Below are 21,942 nucleotides of genomic sequence, written 5' to 3' on the forward strand. Positions count from 1 at the left end.
TAGCTATCGGGGCTATGTGTTAAAAAATATTTCGTAAAACAAGCTTCTACATGAAGCTTTTTCGTGTTTGCAAAAGTGAATACTTCAAAACAAAAAATCCTATCTTTGACCAAGAGGATTCTAAAAAAACAAATTATATATGGAAAAAATAAAACGCTTTCAGGTTTCCCAGCGTTTGGTTTGGGGAAGTTCTGTTTTGCTTGCTGTTTTAGCCTCAATTCCCAAATTATTTGATACTTTTTCCAAGCCGTCAGATATTGTAATCAACTCTTCGATTACGTTTTTATTTTCGCTGTTTATCTGGTATTACAATATTTACAGTCTGCCAAAATTTACCACCAAACGCACTTCCAAAAATTTTGTAAACGGCCGATTGTTCGTCAGTGTGATTTTTGGTATCGGTTTCATGGTTTTTCTGGTTGTGGCGCATCAGGAACTTTTTCAGTTTGCACAAATGGACGCGCCGATTATGTTTGAACTTCGCGGGGTTTTGATCAACCTGATCGTTTATATGTTTGTGCATCTGCTTTTTCAAAATTACCAAACCCGACAAATGGGAGTAGAGTTGGAGCGTACAAAAATGCTTAATCTTGGTGCGCAGTACGATCTTTTGAAACAGCAGGTTAATCCGCATTTTTTATTTAATAGTTTGAATACTTTAAAATCGATGGTCGACATCAACGATCCGAACAGCTCTGATTTTATTTTAAAATTATCTGATTTTTATCGTTTTACACTCGAAAGCCGTAAACTGGATTTGATTTTATTGAAAGAAGAAATCGAGATCCTGGATTCGTATGTGTATCTCCTGAAAGCGCGTTTTGAAGAAGGTTTTGAATTGTTGAATGAGGTCGATCAAAAACATTTAAATGTCCAGATTCCGCCTTTTACACTGCAATTGTTAATCGAAAACTGCATCAAACACAATATAGTTTCTTTAGAAAAACCTTTGATTATAAAGCTCTATTCTGAAAATGATTTTATTGTGGTTGAAAATAAGATTCAGCCGAAAAGAGGCGTTTTGTCAACTGGAGTTGGTTTAGACAATATTACACAGCGATTTGCGCATCTCATTCACAAAGAAATAGAAATAGAAAAAAACGAAATCCTTTTTAAAGTAAAAATACCAGCAGTTTATGACAATCATAATAATTGAAGATGAAGTAAAAACCGCCAAAGCATTGGGGCAGTTGATTTTGAGCATTCGTCCCGATGTTCAGATTTTATCTTATATCCAAAGTATTGACGGAGCAATTAGTTATCTTTCTGAAAACGATCAGCCCGATCTTATTTTTATGGATATTCAGCTGGCAGATGGTTTGTCTTTTGAGATTTTTAAAAATGTCGAAGTGGTTTCGCCTGTTATTTTCTGCACCGCTTTTGACGATTATGCAATAGAAGCTTTTAAGTCAAACGGAATTGATTATGTGCTGAAACCTTTTTCGCGCGAAAGTATTGCACAGGCAATGAAGAAAGCTGGAGAGCTGAAGAATTTTTTTCAGCGAAATAACAAGCAGATGCCTGACTTTGATTATCTGTTAACCAAAAGCGGCGAGAACAAAGGAAAAAGCAGTTTTTTGGTTTTCAAAAACAATAAATACCAAACCGTTCTAACAGAAAATATCGCTTATTTTTTCATTAAAAATGAAACGCCGACGATTATGACTTTTGATAAAAATGAATATCAATTGACGCAGTCTTTGGATGATATTTCAAAGTTACTGGCACCGATTCAGTTCTTTAGAATGAACAGACAATATTTGGTGAATTTTTCAGCCATTCGCGAAGCCGAACATTATTTTTCGCGAAAGCTGCTGATTAAACTAACCGTTCCAACAGAAGAAAAATTATTGGTAGGAAAAGAAAAATCAACAGCTTTTTTGAATTGGCTGGAAAACCGATAAGATTTAGTCGGGAATAAAACATTTTAAAGAAAGTACGACTGCTAAAATGCAGCATATTATAAAGACTATTTTTTTCATTTGAATTAAAGTTTAAGATAAAAAAAACAAAATTGCCTAAGATTTGTCTTAGGCAATTTTTGTTTACGTAAAGTTAGTTTACAGATGTCGGGCTGTACGTCGCAGTATATAATTTTCTGTACATGGCGTAAGTTACGCTTACCATTACAAAAGCGATAATCGCATCTATTGCAGCAGAAAAACCTAATACGGCAATTTTTGAAAAGAAAGCGAAAATAATGTCGAAGAATACGCCTGCAAATACCCATTCTTTTAATCGAAGTAATTTGTTTGGAATCAATAAAGTAATTACGCCCGATAATTTGAATACGCCTAAAATGTAAATAAAGTGCGACGGATAACCCAATTGCTGTGTGATTCCCCACACTAATGGATTTCCTGTTAGTTCAAAAAAACCGCTGGCACCAAACCAAAGAGAAGTTAAAATTGCACCTGTCCAATAAATTGTTTTTGTTGTTTTTGAGTTCATGATTTTTGATTTTAAGTTATTTAACGAGACAAAGGTGCGTCGAAACAACTCGCCATCATATCAGAAAAATAGTGAAGCGGACAAAGTTGGGGTTTAAGTGGACAGTTGTTGATTTTAGATTTTTAGACTGTAGATTTTAGAATATAGAATATAGAATATAGAATATAGATTTTAGAATGTGGATTTTAGATTTTAGAATATAGATTTTAGATTTTAGCGTGATAGCTATTGGTATTGAAAATTGTAATTGAATTTGATTTTTGATATTGTAATTGATTTTGCAACACATAGAAACATAGATTTTTAGAATTATAAAAAAGGAGTATTAAAAAGAAACTCGTTTCTCACACATAGCTGGGGCGTATGCAACTTTGTCAAAGTTTTAAACTTTGACAAAGCTTTGTGCAAAGAAAAGCAAGTCTTGCTATGTTTGTTTAAATAAGTGAAACGCCTTTTACCACTCCTAAAAATCTATGATTCTATGTGTTTAAATTTTATTCAAAGTTTCAAGTTTTCACTTATAACCCCTAACTTTTAACTTCTAACCCCTAACTTTTCTACGATTAAAATCCACTTCAGAAATAATTGTGGCTGCAAAAATTAAGCTTCCGCCGAAGAGTAAGCGCCAGGAAAGATTTTCTCCTAAAATAAAGAAAGCACCGATGGCTCCAAAAACAGGCTCGAATAAATAAATTACCGCCACTCTTTCGGCAGATAAATAGCGCTGTGAAATGTTTGAAACGGTGTACATAAAAGCCGTTGAGAACAAAGCGCAATAAACAACACCGATCCAGAATGTATTTTTTTCTGGAAACCAATCTGCCTGCGAATCTGTAATTGCAAGGCAAAAGGTAAACAAAGCGCAGAAAGAAAACATGGGAACTATAGCATACAAAAGATTCATTTTTGCCGAATGTTTTTCGACCGAAATCAAATAAACAGCAAAACCAAATGCACCAGCAATAGTATATAAATCACCTATGTTTATTTGGAATTTATCGGTTATGGCAATAATAAATAAACCCGTTAAAGCGGTCAAAGCGGCAATCCAGATTTTTAAAGAAGCGTTGGTTTTGTAAATAGCCAATTTTAATAAAGGAATAATAATAACGGTCATTCCGGCAATAAAAGAACATTGCGAAGCATCGGTATGTTTTAGTCCGACCGTTTGAAGCTGTATGCCCAAAAACATCGGAACAGCAAGAATAAAACCTGTTTTTACAGCTTCTTTATTTATGTTTTTAACGTATTTCCAAAAAATGATACTCAAAACAATTACGGCCAATAAAAAACGATAAAATAAAAAGGTATTGGGAGAATAATCGCCGATCGCCAGTTTGGTAATAGAATAGGAGATTCCCCAAAAAGCAGTTCCTAGGATTAATAATAACAGTAAAAGTTGTTGTTTTTTCATCTTTGAAGCTTTTACAGCTTATTTATTTTTAGTGAATTAAGACTTTTTTCATCAATAAATCGGTTTGTTCGTCGTCGCCCAATCTAAAAATGTGTGTGTCAAATTGTACAAAACCGTTTTTGGTGTAAAAACTAGCAGCGCGATAATTTTCTTCCCAAACGCCAAGCCACATATAGGAAGCTTTTAATTCTTTCGCCATTTGTTCTGCCTGTGCGTAAAGTGCCTGCGCGACTTTTTTGCCGTGAAATTCTTTTGCTACATAAATACGCTCAATTTCGAGCGCATCCAAATCTTGTTTTTCGGTTTGTGCTTCTCCCGTATTTAGTTTTAGGTAACCAATCACTTTTTCATCCAAAACTGCCAAATAGAAATAAGAAGACGGATTATTCAATTCTTTGATAAGCTTTTCAGTAGCAAAACTTTGTTCCAAATATTGAATCATATTTTCTTCTGAATTTACTTCGGCAAATGTTTCTGAGAAAGTCTGTCGTCCAATTGACTGTAGTTTTTCTAAATCGTCAATTGAGGCTTTTTTTATTTTTAGATCGTTCATAGTTTTTTATTTGTTTTTTAGGAGTTATTAAAAGAAACTCGTTTTTAAATGTCACATTATTAGTTCCGAAACCTAACAGGTTTTAAAACCTTAGGTTTGCCAACACCTATGTTTGTTTAAATAAGTGAAACGCCTTTTTATCCAGATCTATAATCTATGATTCTATGTGTTTTAAAAATCATTTTAATGCATTAAAACTTGTTTTTTGTTCTTTATAAATGCGTAAATTGCATCAATGGATTTACAGCAAATTAAATATTTTCTAGCGCTTTCCCGCGAACTTCATTTCTGGAATACGGCCGGAAAAATGAATATTACACAATCAGCACTCAGCCGTCAGATTCAGTCTCTTGAAAATCAGCTTGGTGTTCAGCTTTTTGAGCGTAATAAAAGAAATGTCAAACTTACTGCTGCCGGCCAATTTCTAAAAGAAAAATGGGAAGTGGAATTGAGTAAACTCGAATTTATCCATCAATCGGCCCGCCAGATTCAGCTTGGCGAAAGCGGAACAATTACCATTGCACATCCTGATTCTATTTCGGCTTCGATCATGCCCGATATTTTATCTCGTATTTCTGCTGCATATCCAAAACTTAAAATCAAACTCATTCAGGTTTTATATGAACATCAGCAGGAATTTCTGCTCAATTATAAAATTGATCTTGCGATTACGAGAGATATTAATACTTCTCGTGAAATTCAGTCGGAGAAATTTCATACGGATAATTTAGCGATTGTTGTTCCCGAGAATCATCCGTATCAAAAACCCGAAGATCTTACCAAAGAAACACTTGCTTCGCAGAAATTCATTTTACCTACAAATGACGAAGGAAGCAGTTACAGCGATTTAATTCGCCGTTTATTCAATTCTTTTGAAAATGCTCCCGAAGTTTATCTCCATTCTGAATTTGGCTCTGCGATTATTGCTTTGGTTCGAAAAGGACTCGGAATTGCGATTTTGCCCGATTCGTATCTTTTTCATGAAATTCCAGGAATCCGATTTATAAAACTGCCTTTAGAAACCGATTTGTATATCAATTGGAGAACTGAAGATCATAATCCGATTTTGGCCAATGTTCTCAAATTAATTATTCCGTAAACTAAGAACGTAACATTTCAATATGCGGAATTCCGTCTTCGTCGTAAACTTCACCTTGTTCTACAAAGCCTAAAGATTGATAGAATTTGGATAAATGATATTGTGCTCCAATACGAATGGAACCTTTTCCAAATTTTTCTTCACAACCCGAAATAGAAGCTTCCATCAATTTTACGCCTAAACCCAATCCGCGATGTGAGGGTGTAATTACGACTCTTCCGATGGAAATTTCCTGATATGATACTCCTTTTGGAAGCAAACGCGTACAACCCGCAAATTGATTATCAACATAATATAATAAATGAAAACTTTTTTGGTCTTTGTTGTCCAAATCCAAATAGGGACAATTTTGTTCTACAACAAAAACTTCACTTCGTAATCGAAGCATATCGTACATTTCGTGATTGGTTAATTCATCAAATGATTTAATGGAATAGCTGAATGTCATGTTTTATTTTTATTCTTTTTTTGTCAAAGATAAAACAGAGAATAATGTTTAAAAATGCTATTTTTTTATCATGTGATGCTGGAAATGCATTATTGTTTTAATTAGATAATTAGAAAATTAGATAATTGGGGTAATTAGATAATGGATGATTGGTAAAATATATGTTTTTAGATTCTGTATCTCAATATAACCCGTGTTTTCAACCACGGGGACGCAATATAATGACACAATATAATTTCATACAATTATTCCACAGTATTTTACAATACGTTCCCCGCGGTTGAAACCGCGGGCTATGTTTAATTTTGGGTGTATATATTGTGAATTGTTCATAGAATTAAAACAATTCCAATTGATTGTTTGGATTAATGGGTTTGTTTTTTGGAGGTTTTGCGTCTCCGAATACCGTTTTACCGCCGTATTTATAGGATTCAGCTCTTTCTTTTTGAATTAATTCATCTAGATTATTATTGGGTGTAAAACCCTTTTCGGCTTCTATAGAAATTTCAGATAGTTTTCTGATGGCTTCGATTTTGTCTGAGTTTCCAATTTTTGCTCTATTGATTGCTTTTTGCAAAGTAGAAATTGTCTCATCATAAATAGTAATCGGAACAGGAAACGGATGTCCGTCTTTTCCGCCGTGTGCAAAAGAAAAACGTGCAGGATCTTCAAAGCGGGTAGGAGTTCCGTAAATAACTTCGCTTACCAAAGCTAAAGATTGTAACGCCCTTGGTCCCATTCCTTTTAAGAGCAAAAGTTCTTCAAAATCTTCCGGTTTGTTTTCGTGCGTTGTCCACAACATTGCTCCTAGACGTTTCATATTAACATCTTCGAGTCTTACATCATGATGCGAAGGCATAGAAAGATGCTGCATTTCTTTGATGATTTTTGTGGGAGATTCTTTGGTTAATTCCAAGATTCCGTTTCTTGATTTTTCAGCGGTTCCAGCGGTAAGATTTAGAATTGAGCCTTGATTTTCACCGTAAATAAAAGTATGCGGTTCGTTTATAAATGATTGTAAATCTTTAGAATGCCAATGGTATCTTCTGGCAGTTTTGGAGTCTGGATTCATTCCCTGCTGAATCACAGCCCATTGTCCTTTATTATCTACAATAAAATTATGCTGATACAATTGAAATCCGTCCTGAATTGCGGTGTTGTCCACCTTTGCAGTAAGTCGGCTGCAATTGGCGAGATCATTTCCGTCGAGTCCAGTTTTATTACCCACAAACAAAAGTTCCTGCGGCGTTTTCATGGAGTGTTTTCCTTTTCCGCCACAGATATAAATTCCAAGTTCCTGCGAATGCGGATTTACAGCTTTTTTCAATGCTCCTAAAACAGAAGTTGTAATTCCAGACGAATGCCAATCCATGCCCATAACGGCGCCAAAACTTTGAAACCAAAACGGATTGCTTAGTTTTGAAATTACCTCGGAAGTAGAAAATTCTAATGCAATAGTTTCTACAATCGCAAAACCCAATTTTGACATACGGTCGGCAAGCCATAAAGGAACATGGCCATAATGTAAAGGAAGATCTGCCGTACCGGAGCGTTTCATGTAATTTGGGTTTGATGCAAAATTACGGAATTTTTTTTCGGAGAACTGTTAAATGAAAGCTGCAGGAAGCGAATAAATGAAATTGAAATTTTATATAAAAAAAGACGAAACACGTTATGTATTTCGCCTTTATAGAATTATTAAAAAAACTAAAAAAATTAATGAGAAACGGCCTTTAGACCAACAATAGAACCAACCAAAGTAGTTAGAAAAAATAATCTCCAGAAAGCAGCTGGTTCTTTAAAAATAAAAATACCAACCAATACAGTTCCTACAGCCCCAATTCCTGTCCAAACCGCGTAAGCTGTTCCTAATGGAAGTGTTTCTGTAGCTTTCATTAGCAATAACATACTTATAGTTAGAGAAACGAAAAATCCGATATACCAATAGTACATTTCGGTGCCTGTTGTTTCTTTTGCTTTTCCAAGACAAGAAGCGAAAGCTACCTCAAATAGCCCGCCGATGATTAAAATAATCCAGTTCATAACGTTAAAAATTTATGATGCAAAGTTCTTTTATGAAATTGATTTAAAATTTAACAAATGATAAAAAATGAAGTTATTTTAATCTGTTTCGATCAACAGGAAAAATCTAATTTAATATGGATGAAATATTTTTTGCGTATAGATTTTTTTCACGCAGATTTACACAGATTAAAGCAGATTTGTATGGATTTAAATTAATCTGAATTGAATATATAATTTCGATTACTGATTTATTTTAATTCCGCTCGAATTCTGCTTAGACTAACTTGCGTAATTCCTAAATAAGATGCAATATGTCCTAATTGCACTCTTTTAATAATTTCCGAATGATCTTTCATTAATTCCAAATAACGCTCAGAAGCATTTTTGAATTGTCTGGAAATTAATCTTTCTTCGGTTTTGATTAGTTCTTTTTCGGCAAATTTTCTTCCCCAGTTGGCAATGTGAACATCTTCGCTGAACAATTTTCTGAGATTTTCGGTTTTAAGTTCGTACAATTCGCAGTCTTCCAAAAGTTCTATATTTTCGTAACCAGGCTGATCTTCTACATAACTTTTCATTGAAATAACGGTTTCGCCTTCTTTTCCAAACCAAAACGTAACTTCATTATCTCTTTCTACAAAAGCTCTTACCAATCCTTTTTTTATAAAGTAAATATTCGATTCTATTTTATTGGCTTTTAGTAAAATATGCCCTTTCGGGAAAGAAACTTCGGTAACATTATTTTGTAGTGCCAATTTTGACTGATCTGGAAGCTGGTATATGAGGTCAAGGGTTTTGGAAATATCCATCAATGGAGTTTTATTATTTTGAATAAAGGTAAAAAGTAAACGGGAAATGCACGTTGTTTCTATAAAAAAATCCCATTTCAGAATTGAAATGGGATATAAAATCGCCCGCACAAGAAACTAATTCAAAATGTAAAAGCAATTTTTGACCAATATATAAACGCTAATTAATTCCGCCGCCTAAAGCTTTATACAATAATACTTGAGAGTTGGCATTTCGTAATTGAATATCAACAAAGTCAAGTTCTGCCTGCAGTTTGTTTTTTTGTGCATTAATAATTTCTAAATAATTAGCATAACCGCTTAAATACAAATCATTTGAGACATTTACCGCAATTTCGAGATGATCAATTTCTTTCATTTTAAATTTTAAAACATCTTCAAAAGCTTCATTTCTATGCAATAAAGCGCTTAATTCGTTAAAAGCCGTTGTAACCGAATTTTGATATTGAAGAAAAGAGATTTCCTGTTTTCTGTTCGAAACATAAAACTCTTGTTTTATTTGTCCTTTATTGAAAACAGGAGCCGTTAATCCGCCTAATAATTGCCAGGCGAAAGAACCTGCGTCAAAAATAGTGCTGAACGAAAAAGAGTTAAAACCTGCATAACCTCCCAAATTCAAAGTCGGAAAAAAGGCTGCACGAGCCGATTTAGCGTCCGCATTGCTTGCTAGTAATTCAAAATAAGCTTCAGATACGTCTGGTCTTTTATGAATGATCGAATCGACACTTATCTTTTGATTTAAGACTTCTAAATGTCCAGACAAGAAATCGTTGCTTCTGTCGATTTTTCCTCCGTATTCCCCTAAAAGTGTTAATAAAGCTTTTTCGGTTTGATCGATGCTTAAGTTAAGTTCCGAAGCTTCGGCATGAATATTATTATTTTGTGCATTAAATTGTTGTACCGCTAATTCTGTAGCTTTACCAACCGATCTTTGTGCCGAAACGATATCCAATGCTCTTTCCTGCGTTTTTAAGTTGTCATTGTAAATTAAAGCTTGTTTGTCGAGCGCAATTAGTTTAAAATACAAATCGGCAACATCGCCAAGAAGTCTTGTCTGTAATAATCGCATTCCTTGCTGTGAAGCAAAAAAACGTTGTTGTGCCGCTTTTTTGCGATTGCTTAGTTTTCCCCAAATATCAGCTTCCCACGAAACTTTTCCGCCTAAAAATAAGTTTGGCGTCACGTCTTCGTTGATTCTTTGTTTTTCTGTAATATTCTGAGAAAAATTAGTATCATAATTTCCAACACCATCCATTGTATATTTTCCGTAATGTGTTCCAGAAACATCCACTGCAAGATCTAATGAAGGTAATAATGCCAATTTTGCCACTTTTAAATGCGAGTTGGCAATCAAAATTCTTTCCTGCATAATTAAATAATCAGGATTTTGCGCGACAGCTTTTTTTAATAACTGATCCAATTTCGGATCTTTAAAAAATGTTTCTGTTTTTAATGGAATAAAAGACTCGCTTGGAGCTTCTTTCCTTTCTGCAGCAAAATTCTCTGGAAGTTTTGCAGCATCTAGTTTAGTACTGACTTTTGGTGCTGAACAAGCAGTCAAAAGTAAGATTCCAGTAACCATGACAGCACTTTTGGTTGTCCTTAGAAACTGCACATCAGCATTTTTATATTGATTTAATATTTCTTTCATTGTTTAATTTATTTTGTTCAATTCTTTGTCTAAAATTTTATTTTAACACATAGAGACATAGATTTTTTGTTTCTATAAAAAGGAATGGAAAGAAACTAGTTTCCACACATAGTTTTGAATATAGGCCCAAGTTTCAACTTTGGGTTCACAAAGATTGCCCGTGAAGGCTATGTTTGTTTAAACTAGTGAAACGCCTCTAAAGACAAAGAAAAATTATGATTCTATGTGTTTAAAAAAAAATAAATATTAAGATTTACTCATTCGTTTTTCCAATTTTGCAAACAGTATATAAAGTCCTGGAATAATAACAAGACCAAATACAGTTCCGATCAACATTCCGCCCGCAGCAGCGGTACCAATTGAACGGTTACCGATTGCACCTGCACCAGAGGCAATACACAACGGAATCAAACCTGAAATAAAAGCAAATGATGTCATTAAAATTGGCCTAAAACGAAGTCTCGCGCCTTCGATAGCGGCTTCTGTAATGTCTCGACCGAGTTTGTTTTGTGCCATTGCAAATTCTACAATCAGAATGGCATTTTTAGCGAGCAGACCAATCAGCATGACGAGTGCAACTTGGGCGTAAATATTATTGTCTAATCCAACGGCTAAAAGCGCTAGATAAGAGCCAAAAACGCCGACAGGAAGACTCAATAATACGGGGAATGGAAGCAATAAACTTTCGTATTGCGCGGCTAGTAGTAAGTATACAAATAGTATACAAAGGGCAAAAATGTATATGGTTTGGTTTCCTGATAAAATTTCTTCACGCGTCATTCCAGACCATTCCAATTCAAAACGGCTTGGAAGTTTTTCTGCAGCAATTTTTTCTACGGCAGCAATAGCTTCTCCAGAACTGTAACCTTCGGCAGGTTCTCCGTTAATCATTGCCGACATGTACATATTATAACGCGTAAGAACTTCTGGACCGTACACTCTTTCTAATTTAATGAATGTTGAAAACGGAACCATTTCCCCAGCTTCATTTTTCAAATACATATCCAAAATACTTTCTGGATTTTTACGAAACTGCGGACTTGCTTGAACCATAACTTTATACATTTGCGAAAAACGGATAAAATTGGTTGCATAAAAAGAACCTAACATGGTTTGTAAAGTTGCCATGGCGTTGTCTACAGAAATTCCTTTTTTAGCAGCCAAATCATAATCAATATGAATCAAATACTGCGGGAAAGTGGCATCGAAACTAGAAAATGAATTTTGAATTTCTGGCGAAGCGTTTAATTCTTTAATGAAGTTTTTTGTCACGACATCTGTATTGGCAATACTTCCTCCAGATTTATCTAAAAGTCGAAGCTCAAAACCGCTGGTGTTACCAAAACCAGGAACAGTTGGTGGGGCAAAAATCTCAATTTGGGCATCGGTAATTCCTTTTGTTTTTTCGGTAAGTGCTGCGATAAATTCGTTTACCGAAATATCACGTTCGCTCCAGTCTTTAAGGTTAATCATTCCCATTCCGTAGGAAGCTCCGGCAATTTCGGTTACAATGCTGTATCCAGCAAGTGTAGTTACGTTGTCTACGCCCTTAATTCCTTTTGCAATTGTGGTTACTTCATCTAATGCTTTTTCGGTACGCTCAACCGTGGCACCCTGAGGAGTAGTTACGCTTACATAAACCATTCCTTGATCTTCTGACGGAATAAAGCCTGATGGTAAAAATCGGCTTGTTCCCCAAGTTAAAAGACAAAACAAAACTAATAAACCAATTGTAATTGAAGTTCGGTCTGCAAACTTCATTAAGACTCTAATGTATTTTGAAGTTACATTATCAAACCAATTATTAAAACCGTGAAAGAAACGATCTAATAAAGATTTTTTTTCTTTGTTAGGATCATGTGCTTTCAGCATAATAGCGCAAAGGGCAGGAGTAAGGGTAAGTGCATTGATTCCAGAAATGACAATACTAATTGCCATTGTAAGCGAAAACTGCCTGTAGAAAACTCCAACGGGACCGCTCAAAAAAGCTACAGGAATAAATACCGCTGCCATGACAATTGTAATTGCGATTACGGCTCCAGTAATTTCTTTCATGGCACTGATTGTTGCTTCTAACGGTTTCATGTGTTCTTCGGAGATTTTGACGTGAACGGCTTCAACGACGACAATAGCGTTATCGACTACAATTCCGATAGAAAGTACCAAAGCAAAAAGCGTTAATAAGTTAATCGAGAATCCCATCATCGACATAAAAGTAAACGAACCAATAAGGGCAACTGGAACCGCTAAAACCGGAATCAAAGTTGATCGCCAGTCTTGCAGGAATATAAAAACTACAAAAGCTACTAAAATAAAAGCTTCAATTAAAGTTCTTAAAACCTCATCTATTGAGGCATCTAAGAAGCGCGAAACATCATAAGCAATATTAAAATCCATTCCAGGAGGAAAAGAACTGCCTTTTAATTCGGCCATTTTTTCTTTTACGCTTTCAATAACTTCAGAAGCGTTAGATCCAGGACGCTGTTTCAACATGATCGATGCCGAAGGTTTTCCGTCGGTTTTAGAAACCATTCCGTAACTCATCGCACCAAATTCTATATTCGAAATATCTTTTAATCTTAAGATGGTTCCGTCTGGATTGGCTCTTAAAGCGATTTCTTCGTATTGTTTTGGTTCAAAGAATTTTCCGCCGTATTTGATAACGTATTGCAGCTGATTGTTCATTTGTCCAGAACCTTCACCAACTTTACCCGGCGCGGCAGAAATATTTTGTTTTTGAAGTGAATTAATGACTTCGTTTGCCGAAATATTATACGAAAGCATCTTTTGCGGATCCAGCCAGACACGCATCGAATATTCTTTCTGTCCCATGATTTCGGCACGACCGACACCGTCAATACGTTTTAATTCCTGCAGGATATTAATATCAGTAAAGTTGAAGATAAACTGCTCGTCCTGCGTTTTGTCTGTACTTGTAATATTCAAATACATCAACATACTGTTTACCTCTTTTTCGGTGGTAACTCCCGCACGAATTACCTCTTCTGGAAGTTCGTCGAGAATAGTGGTTACTCTGTTCTGTACGTTTACAGCGGCCAAGTCGGGGTCGGTTCCTACTTCAAAGAAAACCTGAATTAAGGTTAAACCGTCGTTAGAGGTTACGGTTGACATATACGTCATTCCGGGAACTCCATTTATGGCTCTTTCTAACGGAAGCGCGACTGCATTAGCAGAAACCTCAGCGTTTGCTCCCGTATATTTTGCCGTTACTGTTACAGAGGGCGGTACAATGTCGGGAAATTGTGTTATGGGAAGCTGAAATAATGCCAAGATTCCCAAAAGAACGATCATAACCGAGATGATTAATGACAATATTTTTCTTTTGATAAATAACTCTATCATTTTATTTTTTTTAGGTAAATAATTGGATTTCTTTTTTGGTCTTAAAAACTACATTTGTTTAATGTTGATTTTATCGCCGTCTCTTAACGATTGTGTGCCTTCTTCGACAATAAGGTCGTCGCTTTTTAAACCTTCATTTAGAATGTAAACATCATCAAGAGTACTTCCAATGGTAACATTGGTCATTTTTACTTTTCCATCTTTTTTGTTTACCAGAAATACATATTGTTTATCCTGAATAGAAAAAACTGCTTTTTGCGGAATTAACATCACGTTGTTTTTAGGTTCTGAAATAATTAGTTTTCCAGAAGTTCCGTGCTTGATAAATCCTTGTGGGTTATGAAATTTTGCTTTGTATTGAATAGATCCTGTTTCTCTGTCGATTTCTCCGTCGGCTGTTCTTAATTCTCCCTTTTGATCGTAAACCATACCATTTGGCAGCACGAGTTTGATATCGCCTTGATTGTTCAGGGTTTTATCTTCCATCATTTGAAAATAAGTGTTTTCTGGAATAGAGAAATAAGCGTAAATATCGTCAAGCTGTGAAACGGTTGTCAGCAGTGAACCATTTTCGACCAAACTTCCTTCTTTGAACGGAATTCTGTCAATGGTTCCGTCAAATGGAGCGCGGATAGTAGTGAAGTTGATTTGTTGGTTGATTGCCTTTTTTTCGGCAACGGCGTGGGCTACTTTCGCGGAAGCGGCATCATATTTTGCTTTAGACAATTCTAATTCTTTGTCTGCGATTACTTTTTTATTGAAAAGAGTTTGTGCTTGTTCTAGTTCGACTGTAGCGATTCTTAAATCGGCTAATGTAGTTTTGTAAACGGCTTCGGCTTTTAGTAATTGAATCTGAAGTTCTACGTCGCTTATTTTAAAAAGGATTTGTCCTTTTTTTACTTTTTGTCCTTCGCTTACATAAACCTTATCTAGTAAACCTGGGATTCTAACATGAATTTCGACATTGTTTTTGGCATGAACGTCGGCTACAAATTTGCTGGAAACTACGGTGTCTTTTAATGTGACTTTATAAACAGGAACGGTTTTGATGTCGTTTGAATTCTTTTTTGATTTGTCACCGCACGAGACTAAAACTAATAAGGATAAGCTGAATAACAGAAATTGATTTTTATAGGTGTTCATTGTATTTAGATTTTGATGTAAATAGGTATTCTCCCTTATCTTTTGAGGGAGTTTTTAGCATATTTGATAGGAATAGAAAAAGTAAACGGAATGCTTTTAGTAGTTAAGGCACCGTTTCTTAAGAAAGTTTTTATATAAATAGTATGTTTTTGGTCTCGAATAGGAATATAGAAATGCCTTCGAATTAAATCTAAAAATATAAAAACGAACTATTCCTGAAATCTAGAACAATTGATATAAGTGAAGATGTGTATGTCTTTCTACTTGAAATATAGAAACAATACCATAAAATAAGCTCTCTTTGTAAAGTTTGAAGTTTACTAAATTACTGAAATAAGGAGCTTTGATTGTGCTTTGTTCTAAAGTCGTAGCTCTTCCTTTTATTTTCTTTTTGACGATGCAGTGAAGGTCAATATTTTTGGAAGAGGAAAAATCTGAAGAAAAATGATAAGTGTCGTCTGCTTCTACACTGTCAAGAACAATACAACGATTATTTTCGGCAGGAAGTTTATAGGTTTCGGCGCTTCTGAAAAAAGAAAGCAGCGAAAGTAAAACTATGTATATGAACTTAATAGGTTTCATTTACAGCAGAGAAGTGTTTATAATTTGTTATTTGAAAATTGGCTTATAATTATTGTCAAGGAGCCAAATATAATAATTTGAAAAGCAAGGATTCTTAAAATTTTGTAAAAATGGCTAAGATTTAATATTGAAATTTTTGTTTTGCTATTTGAATTATTTGGAATTCAGTTAAAATGTTTCAATAAAAAAAGCATGAAGAAAGAAAAACTAATTTCTTTTTTCATGCTTTTAAATTATTTAAAAAATGTTATTCTAATTGACCAAAACAAGAGAAACTCTTCTGTTTTTCGGTTTGTTTATAAGAAATGATTCTTTCGCTCCTTACTAGATAAAATTTATGATTGTCGTAGATTAAGTCAAAACTTCGTATTGCTGGATTGTGTTTAACTATAAAAAGATGACTTCTTTGATTCTTACATAAAATAAAGGTCAATTTACCTCTAAAAAACTATTTCATGACAATAAAAACCCGTTCTGTGACATATTTTTCCGCTTATGTGCATAAGACGATTATTTTTAACTTAAAATTCGGACAAAAACACGTAGAAATACCTGTTAGTGAGATTTTTATGTTTTGTACTTTCGTTTCAGCCGAAATAATGCCATACACATTATAAAGGATAGAAAAGGAATTTTACTTGCATTAACTATAAATACTAACTATTTAAATTAATAAATTATGGAAGGAACAATAGGGGAAATTCGCCTCTTTGCCGGATCATTTGCGCCTGCAAATTGGTCGTATTGTAACGGAGCATTACTACAAATAAGGAGTAATACTGCGCTATTCTCAATTCTGGGAACAGTTTATGGTGGTAATGGTACTGTTACATTTGGTTTGCCAGATCTTGCAGGTCGAACAGCATTGGGGGCTGGCCAGGGACTTGGCCTATCTGCTTACAGTTTAGGTGAAAAAGCCGGAACAGCCAGCGTCACATTAAACGCCTCACAGATCCCTCCTCACATTCATGTTGGTACTGCAGTTGCATCTCTTCCGGCTTATTCCGATGAAGGAAATGTTACTACTCCAGCTGGAAATGTCTTAGCTTCTAGAGCTGGAATGTTTAGTAATCTTGCGGTAGATACAGCAATGAAAAGCACAGCTTATACTGTAACAGTTTCTAATACCGGAAGTAACATTCCTTTTGCGCTTAATCAACCCACACTAGGCATGAACTATATTATTTGTATGTTCGGGATTTTCCCTCCTCGTTCATAACGTTTTTATCAATTTATTTTAACTTTTAAAACACTATTATGGAAGGAACTCTAGGAGAAATTCGCATATTCGCAGGTAGTTTTGCGCCAGCAAACTGGGCTTTTTGCAATGGAGAAATACTTAGCATAGCACAATATGAGGCTTTGTTTGTACTAATTGGCACTACATACGGAGGAGATGGCGTAAATACATTCGCTCTTCCTAACCTTCAAAGCCGTATTCCGATAGGAACTGGACAAGGACCTGGTTTACCTAATGTCGTACTTGGACAAATGGGTGGTACTGAAACAGTAACAATGTCAGTAAATCAAATGCCTGGACATAATCATTTGGCTACTGCAAACATTTCTCTTGCTGCTTTTGCGGGAACAGACACTCAAGGATCTCCAACTGGTGCCGTTTTTGCGGGTGCAGCACTGACTTATTCAGATCTAGCGGCTGACACTAACCTAAAATCAGAAACTGTAACAGTAAATCTCGGATCAACAGGACAAGGCGCGCCTATTGATATCATACAACCTTATCAGGCACTTAACTACATAATTTGTAAACTAGGTATTTTTCCTAGCAGAAACTAATTTTATACAATCAAATCATGGATGGATATATAGCGGAAATTCGAATGTTTGCACCAAACTTTGCTCCTAAAAATTGGACATATTGTGCTGGACAGATATTATCAATCAATACTAATCAGGCTCTTTTTAGTCTCTTAGGCACTACCTATGGCGGAAATGGCGTTAATACATTTGCATTACCAGATTTTAGAGGGCGTGCTCCAATGGGGACAGGAACATCTTCTAGTGTGCCAACTTATATGCTTGGACAAAAACAGGGGAATAATTCAACAACTCTGATCAGTACAAATTTACCTTCTCACACTCATACCGGAGCAAATACCTATACTATGGGGGCTTATTCTGATGAAGGGAATAAAGGATCACCAACAGGAAATAATATTGCTTCGTTGGGAGGTTTGTATTCTAAAAAAACACCAGATACGGCTTTACGACCATTTTCTCCAATAATAACAATAAATCCGACAGGAGGCAATCAGCCAATCTCTGTGCAGCAGCCTTACTTAGGAATAAACTATATAATTTGCCTATTCGGAATTTTTCCATCAAGAAACTAAATATTATTTGCCACATTGGGTGTCTTAGCTAAATTATTATTTAAGACACCCATACTATACCAAACTATATGAATATAGCTTTACTATTACCACGCTCTGTTCTTTATCCTTCCATCTCTTTTGATATAATGGATGGTTTAAAAGCTTGTTTTAAAAATTTAGGTTTAGAAGGAGCACACCAAATAACAACCACCAGTATAGGAGTTGCCGGAAAAAATGAAGAAATATACACCAGCTGTGAGCAGCTATTATTAAACGGTACCGATATAATAGTAGGATATATGAATCCTTTTTCGGCGGAATATATTCATCCTCTTTTTGAAAGTTCAGGCAAAGTGCTTATAGTCCTTGACAGTGGTTATCATTTTCATTCTTTTGATGGAAAATTATCCAATGCTTATTTTATTTCATTACAAGGAAATCTTTGTTCACGCGCAATTGTTCGTAAAGCTTTAGAAGAAGAACAAAAAAACTTTGCTTTTACTTGTTCATTTTATGATGCCGGATATCGTGCACCTTATTCTTATGCATTTGCGACTGAGGAAAAAGGCGGTATGATTGGTTATAATCATATTACACCATTAAAGAAAGCTGATTTTAGCCTTGAAGCCTTAGCACAATACCTTGAGAGCAATAAAGATGCAGCAATATTGACCTCTTTTTGCGGCGATATGATTGAGGATTTTTTTAGAGAAGCTCAAAAAAATAATAGCATTTCTTCTCGTAAAACCTATGGCAGCGGTTTTACAGCAGAAGAATGGTGGTTGAGTAAAATTCCATATCCTGAATATGATTGGAGCTGCTCTGTTCCTTGGTCATCAAAAATAGAATCGAAGGAAAATAAAGAGTTTATAACTGTAATGGAAGATTTAAGACCGCACAAAGCTAACATCTTTTCATTACTCGGCTGGGAAGCTGCTTTATTTATCTCGATAATGAATAAAAACTCAATTGATGGATTGACCATTAATTCTCCAAGAGGAATAGTTTTTATGAACCCTAATACAGGTTTCTCAGAAGCTCCGGTTTATTATGCTACTGTTACCAAAAATGAGGAAACAGGCAACTGTCGTTTGGATCATGTAACAGAGGTTGTTAATCTAGACAGCGAAAGAGAAAGTTTACAACAAAGCATAGAAGCTATCAAAGATACAGTTGCTAACTCGTGGCTTAATGCTTATGCTTGTTTAGATTCATGATTATGAAATCTGATATTGTTGTTTTATGCAACCACCGTATGGCTTTTGCAGCTATACAGACGCTGTATAGTATTGGAAGGTTACATTGTATTGCAATACCGGAATACAATGATGAAATAAAAGATTTTTACACTGCTTTTGCTTCTCAAGCAGGAATTAATTTGGTTCTTCTTGAAAAAGAAAAACGAGAAGTACAAATAAAGGAATTACTAAAGAGTGCTGAACTAAAATACATTTTTACAATGACATTTCCGTGGAAAATATCCGAGCAGATTATAAAACAGCATCCAGGGATGTTTTATAATTTCCACTATGGACTTTTGCCAGAAATGAGAGGATCAGATCCTGTATTTGAATCTCTTCGACAGCAAAAAAGCGAAACCGGAATTACAGTTCATCTTATCGAAAAAGAAATTGATAAAGGTGCCATTATCTTAAAAAAGAAATTGCCCCTGAATATACCTGTAACTCATGGAATGTTATGTACAAATCTGGCTTATTTAGGCTCACAGTGTATTCCCGAATTATTAGTCCTGCTCGGAGCCAATTTTAAAGGTATAGCGCAAGAAGAAATGAATTCTCATTATTACAAAAGACCCAATGCTTCAGATGTATGCATCAATTGGAAAAATCAGGATGCCAAAACTATAGAAGCATTAATAAGAGCCTGTAATCCTTGGAACAAGGGAGCTTATACGCAATGGAATGGATGGAATATACGTATTCTTGAAGCTTCTCAAATTAGTTTTAAATCTCAACAACTTCAAAAACCTGGAACTATTTTAAATATCGACGAAGAAAAAGGACTTATTGTAGAATGCTGCAACAATACACAACTTCGTATAAATATTGTTTATACGGATGAAGGATTCATGAGTGGGCAGAAGTTGCTCATTTTTGGTATAAAAAATGGCGAACAACTAGCCTCTTTATAATTTAATCACTTATTATATGAAAAATTTTTACTCACAAATTAAAAACTTTCTAAATATCGCCCTCTTTCTGGGGATATTTCTGCAAAGTTACATAGCTAATGCTCAAACTACTTTGGGAGTAGGAGACATTATCTTTACGGGATATGATTCAACTCCTCCTACAGTAGGAGGTAATGATAAATTCTCATTTGTATTACTTACAAATATTTCGGCAGGTACGACAATCAGTTTTACTGATAGAGGATACACCGGCAGCGGCTGGCGACCTACAAGCGGCTCAGAAGGATCTGTTACCTGGACTTCAGGAACTGCAATTGCGATGGGGACAGAAATTCTTATTGTTGGTCTTACTGCTTCAACTTATAACACTGCTACCAGTAGCTTAATTACAAATGGTACTGTTACATTAACAGAGGGAGGAACTGCTGGGCAAGGTCTGATCTTGTCTAATGTTGGTGATCAGGTCATCGCCTTTCAAGGCGGTTCAGGCTCCATAACTGGAGTTGGGGCAACAGTTATATCAGGAATTACCTATTATGAATGCGGTGCAAATACTACTACTGCAACTTGGGATAGTACTTCGGATTGTACTATAGGGCCAAACTCTTCTGTTATTCCTCCAGGATTAACAGGTGGCATAAGTGCTTTCTACACAGGAACAATAACTGGTGGTATTTTGGCACAATCTTCAAAATATAATGGTACTAGTGCGCCTTTTACCACAGCAGCTCAAATTAGAGCTGCAGTAATGAATCAATCAAATTGGACACTTTCTCCAACAACATTAACAATGCCGTCAGCAGCTCCTTTTATAGGGGTTCCTCCAGCAATCACTGTTAATCCGCCTAATAGAACGATATGTAATAATGGTAATACTACTTTTGGCGTTACAGCAACGAATGCTACAGGTTACCAATGGCGGGTGAACACAGGAAGTGGTTTTAATAATATAACAAATACAGCACCTTATTCTAATGCGACCACGGCAACCTTAACGATTACTGGAGCAACTGCAGCAATGAATGGTTATACTTACCAGTGCGTAGTAACAGGAGCGGGTTCTGCAACTTCAAATTCAGCAACTTTAACGGTTGTCACTACAACAGTAACTACTACCTCACAAAGCAACGTAAGCTGTAATGGAGGAGGTAATGGAACTGCAACTATAGCGGCTTCTGGAGGCATAACGCCTTATACTTATTCTTGGTCACCTTCTGGCGGTACTGGAGCTACGGCTTCTGGATTATCGGCTGGAACTTACACGGTTACTGTGACCGATAATCTGGGTTGTCCAACAACACATAATGTGATCATTACCCAGCCAGCAACTGCTCTTAACGGAACAATTTCTACAACTGCCGTTTCTTGTTTTGGGGGAGGTAACGGAACAGCTACAGTTACTCCAAGTGGAGGAACCCCAGGATATACTTATTTATGGTCTACAGGAGCTACAACTTCTACAGCTACTGGATTAGCAGCAGGAACTTATAGTGTAACTGTTACAGATGCCAACGGTTGTCCAAGAACATTTACTGGAATTGTAATAGGACAGCCAGTTGCTGCCCTTAACGGAATTACGTCTTCAACTCCGGTTTCTTGTTTTGGAGGAGCTAACGGAACAGCTACAGTTGTGGCTTCAGGAGGAACACCTGGATATACTTATTCTTGGTCACCGTCTGGAGGTACAGCCACAACTGCTACCGGATTAGCAGCAGGAACTTATAGTGTAACTATTACAGATGCAAATGCGTGTACAAGAACAATTACAGGTATCGTAGTAGGATCACCTGCTGCTGTCCTTGACGGAATAGTGAGTACAACATCAGTTTCTTGTTTTGGAGGAGCTAACGGAACAGCTACAGTTACTCCAAGTGGAGGAACTCCTGGATATACTTATTTATGGTCAACAGGAGCTA

At 35.7% G+C, this 21,942-nt stretch carries 19 protein-coding genes and 1 pseudogene; 9 read left to right on the forward strand and 11 right to left on the reverse strand.

Annotation, left to right across the window (positions count from 1 at the left end):
* Positions 1-139 precede the first annotated feature (139 nt).
* Positions 140-1,156, forward strand: coding sequence for a sensor histidine kinase (locus tag ACFSC2_RS08970; protein WP_379817866.1), 1,017 nt, complete (start codon positions 140-142; stop codon positions 1,154-1,156).
* On the forward strand, positions 1,137-1,904 hold the full coding sequence (locus ACFSC2_RS08975; RefSeq protein WP_379817863.1) for a LytR/AlgR family response regulator transcription factor: 768 nt from the start codon (positions 1,137-1,139) through the stop codon (positions 1,902-1,904). The genes ACFSC2_RS08970 and ACFSC2_RS08975 overlap by 20 nt, the downstream gene beginning before the upstream one ends.
* A 151-nt stretch (positions 1,905-2,055) precedes the next feature.
* Here the strand turns inward: ACFSC2_RS08975 and ACFSC2_RS08980 are convergent, their stop codons facing one another.
* The 3 genes from ACFSC2_RS08980 to ACFSC2_RS08990 form a co-directional block, all read right to left on the reverse strand.
* Positions 2,056-2,451, reverse strand: coding sequence for a DoxX family protein (locus tag ACFSC2_RS08980; RefSeq protein ID WP_379817861.1), 396 nt, complete (start codon positions 2,449-2,451; stop codon positions 2,056-2,058).
* A 541-nt stretch (positions 2,452-2,992) separates the two neighbouring features.
* Positions 2,993-3,865, reverse strand: a complete 873-nt coding sequence (locus ACFSC2_RS08985; protein ID WP_379817859.1) for a DMT family transporter — start codon at positions 3,863-3,865, stop codon at positions 2,993-2,995.
* A 28-nt stretch (positions 3,866-3,893) separates the two neighbouring features.
* On the reverse strand, positions 3,894-4,418 hold the full coding sequence (locus tag ACFSC2_RS08990) for a GNAT family N-acetyltransferase (RefSeq protein WP_379817857.1): 525 nt from the start codon (positions 4,416-4,418) through the stop codon (positions 3,894-3,896).
* A gap of 235 nt (positions 4,419-4,653) precedes the next feature.
* On the opposite strand from ACFSC2_RS08990, the gene ACFSC2_RS08995 reads away from it, so the two are divergent.
* On the forward strand, positions 4,654-5,517 hold the full coding sequence (locus ACFSC2_RS08995; protein ID WP_379817855.1) for a LysR family transcriptional regulator: 864 nt from the start codon (positions 4,654-4,656) through the stop codon (positions 5,515-5,517).
* Between the two features lies 1 nt (position 5,518).
* Here ACFSC2_RS08995 and ACFSC2_RS09000 read toward each other — a convergent pair whose 3' ends face one another.
* From ACFSC2_RS09000 to ACFSC2_RS09035, 8 genes are all read right to left on the reverse strand, one after another.
* Positions 5,519-5,965: a GNAT family N-acetyltransferase gene (locus ACFSC2_RS09000; protein WP_379817852.1), complete on the reverse strand. Its 447-nt coding sequence runs from the start codon at positions 5,963-5,965 to the stop codon at positions 5,519-5,521.
* Positions 5,966-6,302: 337 nt separating this feature from the next.
* On the reverse strand, positions 6,303-7,523 hold the full coding sequence (locus tag ACFSC2_RS09005) for a DUF763 domain-containing protein (RefSeq protein ID WP_379817850.1): 1,221 nt from the start codon (positions 7,521-7,523) through the stop codon (positions 6,303-6,305).
* Positions 7,524-7,681: 158 nt separating this feature from the next.
* Positions 7,682-8,008 (reverse strand): DMT family transporter, encoded by a 327-nt coding sequence (locus ACFSC2_RS09010; RefSeq protein WP_379817848.1) that lies wholly within the window; start codon positions 8,006-8,008, stop codon positions 7,682-7,684.
* 230 nt (positions 8,009-8,238) lie between these two features.
* Positions 8,239-8,799 carry a Crp/Fnr family transcriptional regulator gene (locus ACFSC2_RS09015; RefSeq protein ID WP_379817845.1) on the reverse strand — a complete coding sequence of 187 codons (561 nt, stop codon included), beginning with the start codon at positions 8,797-8,799 and terminating at the stop codon, positions 8,239-8,241.
* Positions 8,800-8,959: 160 nt separating this feature from the next.
* A complete protein-coding gene (locus ACFSC2_RS09020; RefSeq protein WP_379817843.1) occupies positions 8,960-10,450 on the reverse strand; it encodes an efflux transporter outer membrane subunit in 1,491 nt (496 codons plus the stop codon).
* 246 nt (positions 10,451-10,696) lie between these two features.
* Positions 10,697-13,813 carry an efflux RND transporter permease subunit gene (locus ACFSC2_RS09025; protein WP_379817841.1) on the reverse strand — a complete coding sequence of 1,039 codons (3,117 nt, stop codon included), beginning with the start codon at positions 13,811-13,813 and terminating at the stop codon, positions 10,697-10,699.
* A 48-nt stretch (positions 13,814-13,861) separates the two neighbouring features.
* Positions 13,862-14,956, reverse strand: coding sequence for an efflux RND transporter periplasmic adaptor subunit (locus ACFSC2_RS09030; protein WP_379817839.1), 1,095 nt, complete (start codon positions 14,954-14,956; stop codon positions 13,862-13,864).
* A gap of 222 nt (positions 14,957-15,178) precedes the next feature.
* Positions 15,179-15,538: a hypothetical protein gene (locus ACFSC2_RS09035; RefSeq protein ID WP_379817837.1), complete on the reverse strand. Its 360-nt coding sequence runs from the start codon at positions 15,536-15,538 to the stop codon at positions 15,179-15,181.
* A gap of 679 nt (positions 15,539-16,217) precedes the next feature.
* Here ACFSC2_RS09035 and ACFSC2_RS09040 point away from each other — a divergent pair.
* The 6 genes and pseudogenes from ACFSC2_RS09040 to ACFSC2_RS09065 form a co-directional block, all read left to right on the forward strand.
* Positions 16,218-16,757, forward strand: a complete 540-nt coding sequence (locus tag ACFSC2_RS09040) for a phage tail protein (RefSeq protein ID WP_379817835.1) — start codon at positions 16,218-16,220, stop codon at positions 16,755-16,757.
* Between the two features lie 38 nt (positions 16,758-16,795).
* On the forward strand, positions 16,796-17,335 hold the full coding sequence (locus ACFSC2_RS09045) for a phage tail protein (RefSeq protein ID WP_379817833.1): 540 nt from the start codon (positions 16,796-16,798) through the stop codon (positions 17,333-17,335).
* A gap of 17 nt (positions 17,336-17,352) precedes the next feature.
* Positions 17,353-17,892, forward strand: coding sequence for a phage tail protein (locus ACFSC2_RS09050; RefSeq protein ID WP_379817831.1), 540 nt, complete (start codon positions 17,353-17,355; stop codon positions 17,890-17,892).
* Between the two features lie 68 nt (positions 17,893-17,960).
* Complete coding sequence (locus tag ACFSC2_RS09055; protein ID WP_379817829.1) at positions 17,961-19,091, forward strand: ABC transporter substrate-binding protein; 1,131 nt, start codon at positions 17,961-17,963, stop codon at positions 19,089-19,091.
* A 2-nt stretch (positions 19,092-19,093) separates the two neighbouring features.
* Positions 19,094-20,026: a formyltransferase family protein gene (locus ACFSC2_RS09060; protein ID WP_379817827.1), complete on the forward strand. Its 933-nt coding sequence runs from the start codon at positions 19,094-19,096 to the stop codon at positions 20,024-20,026.
* 16 nt (positions 20,027-20,042) lie between these two features.
* Positions 20,043-21,942: pseudogene (locus tag ACFSC2_RS09065) on the forward strand (hypothetical protein); the annotation flags it as partial.

It is taken from the genome of Flavobacterium artemisiae (assembly GCF_042678225.1).
Lineage (GTDB): Bacteria > Bacteroidota > Bacteroidia > Flavobacteriales > Flavobacteriaceae > Flavobacterium > Flavobacterium artemisiae.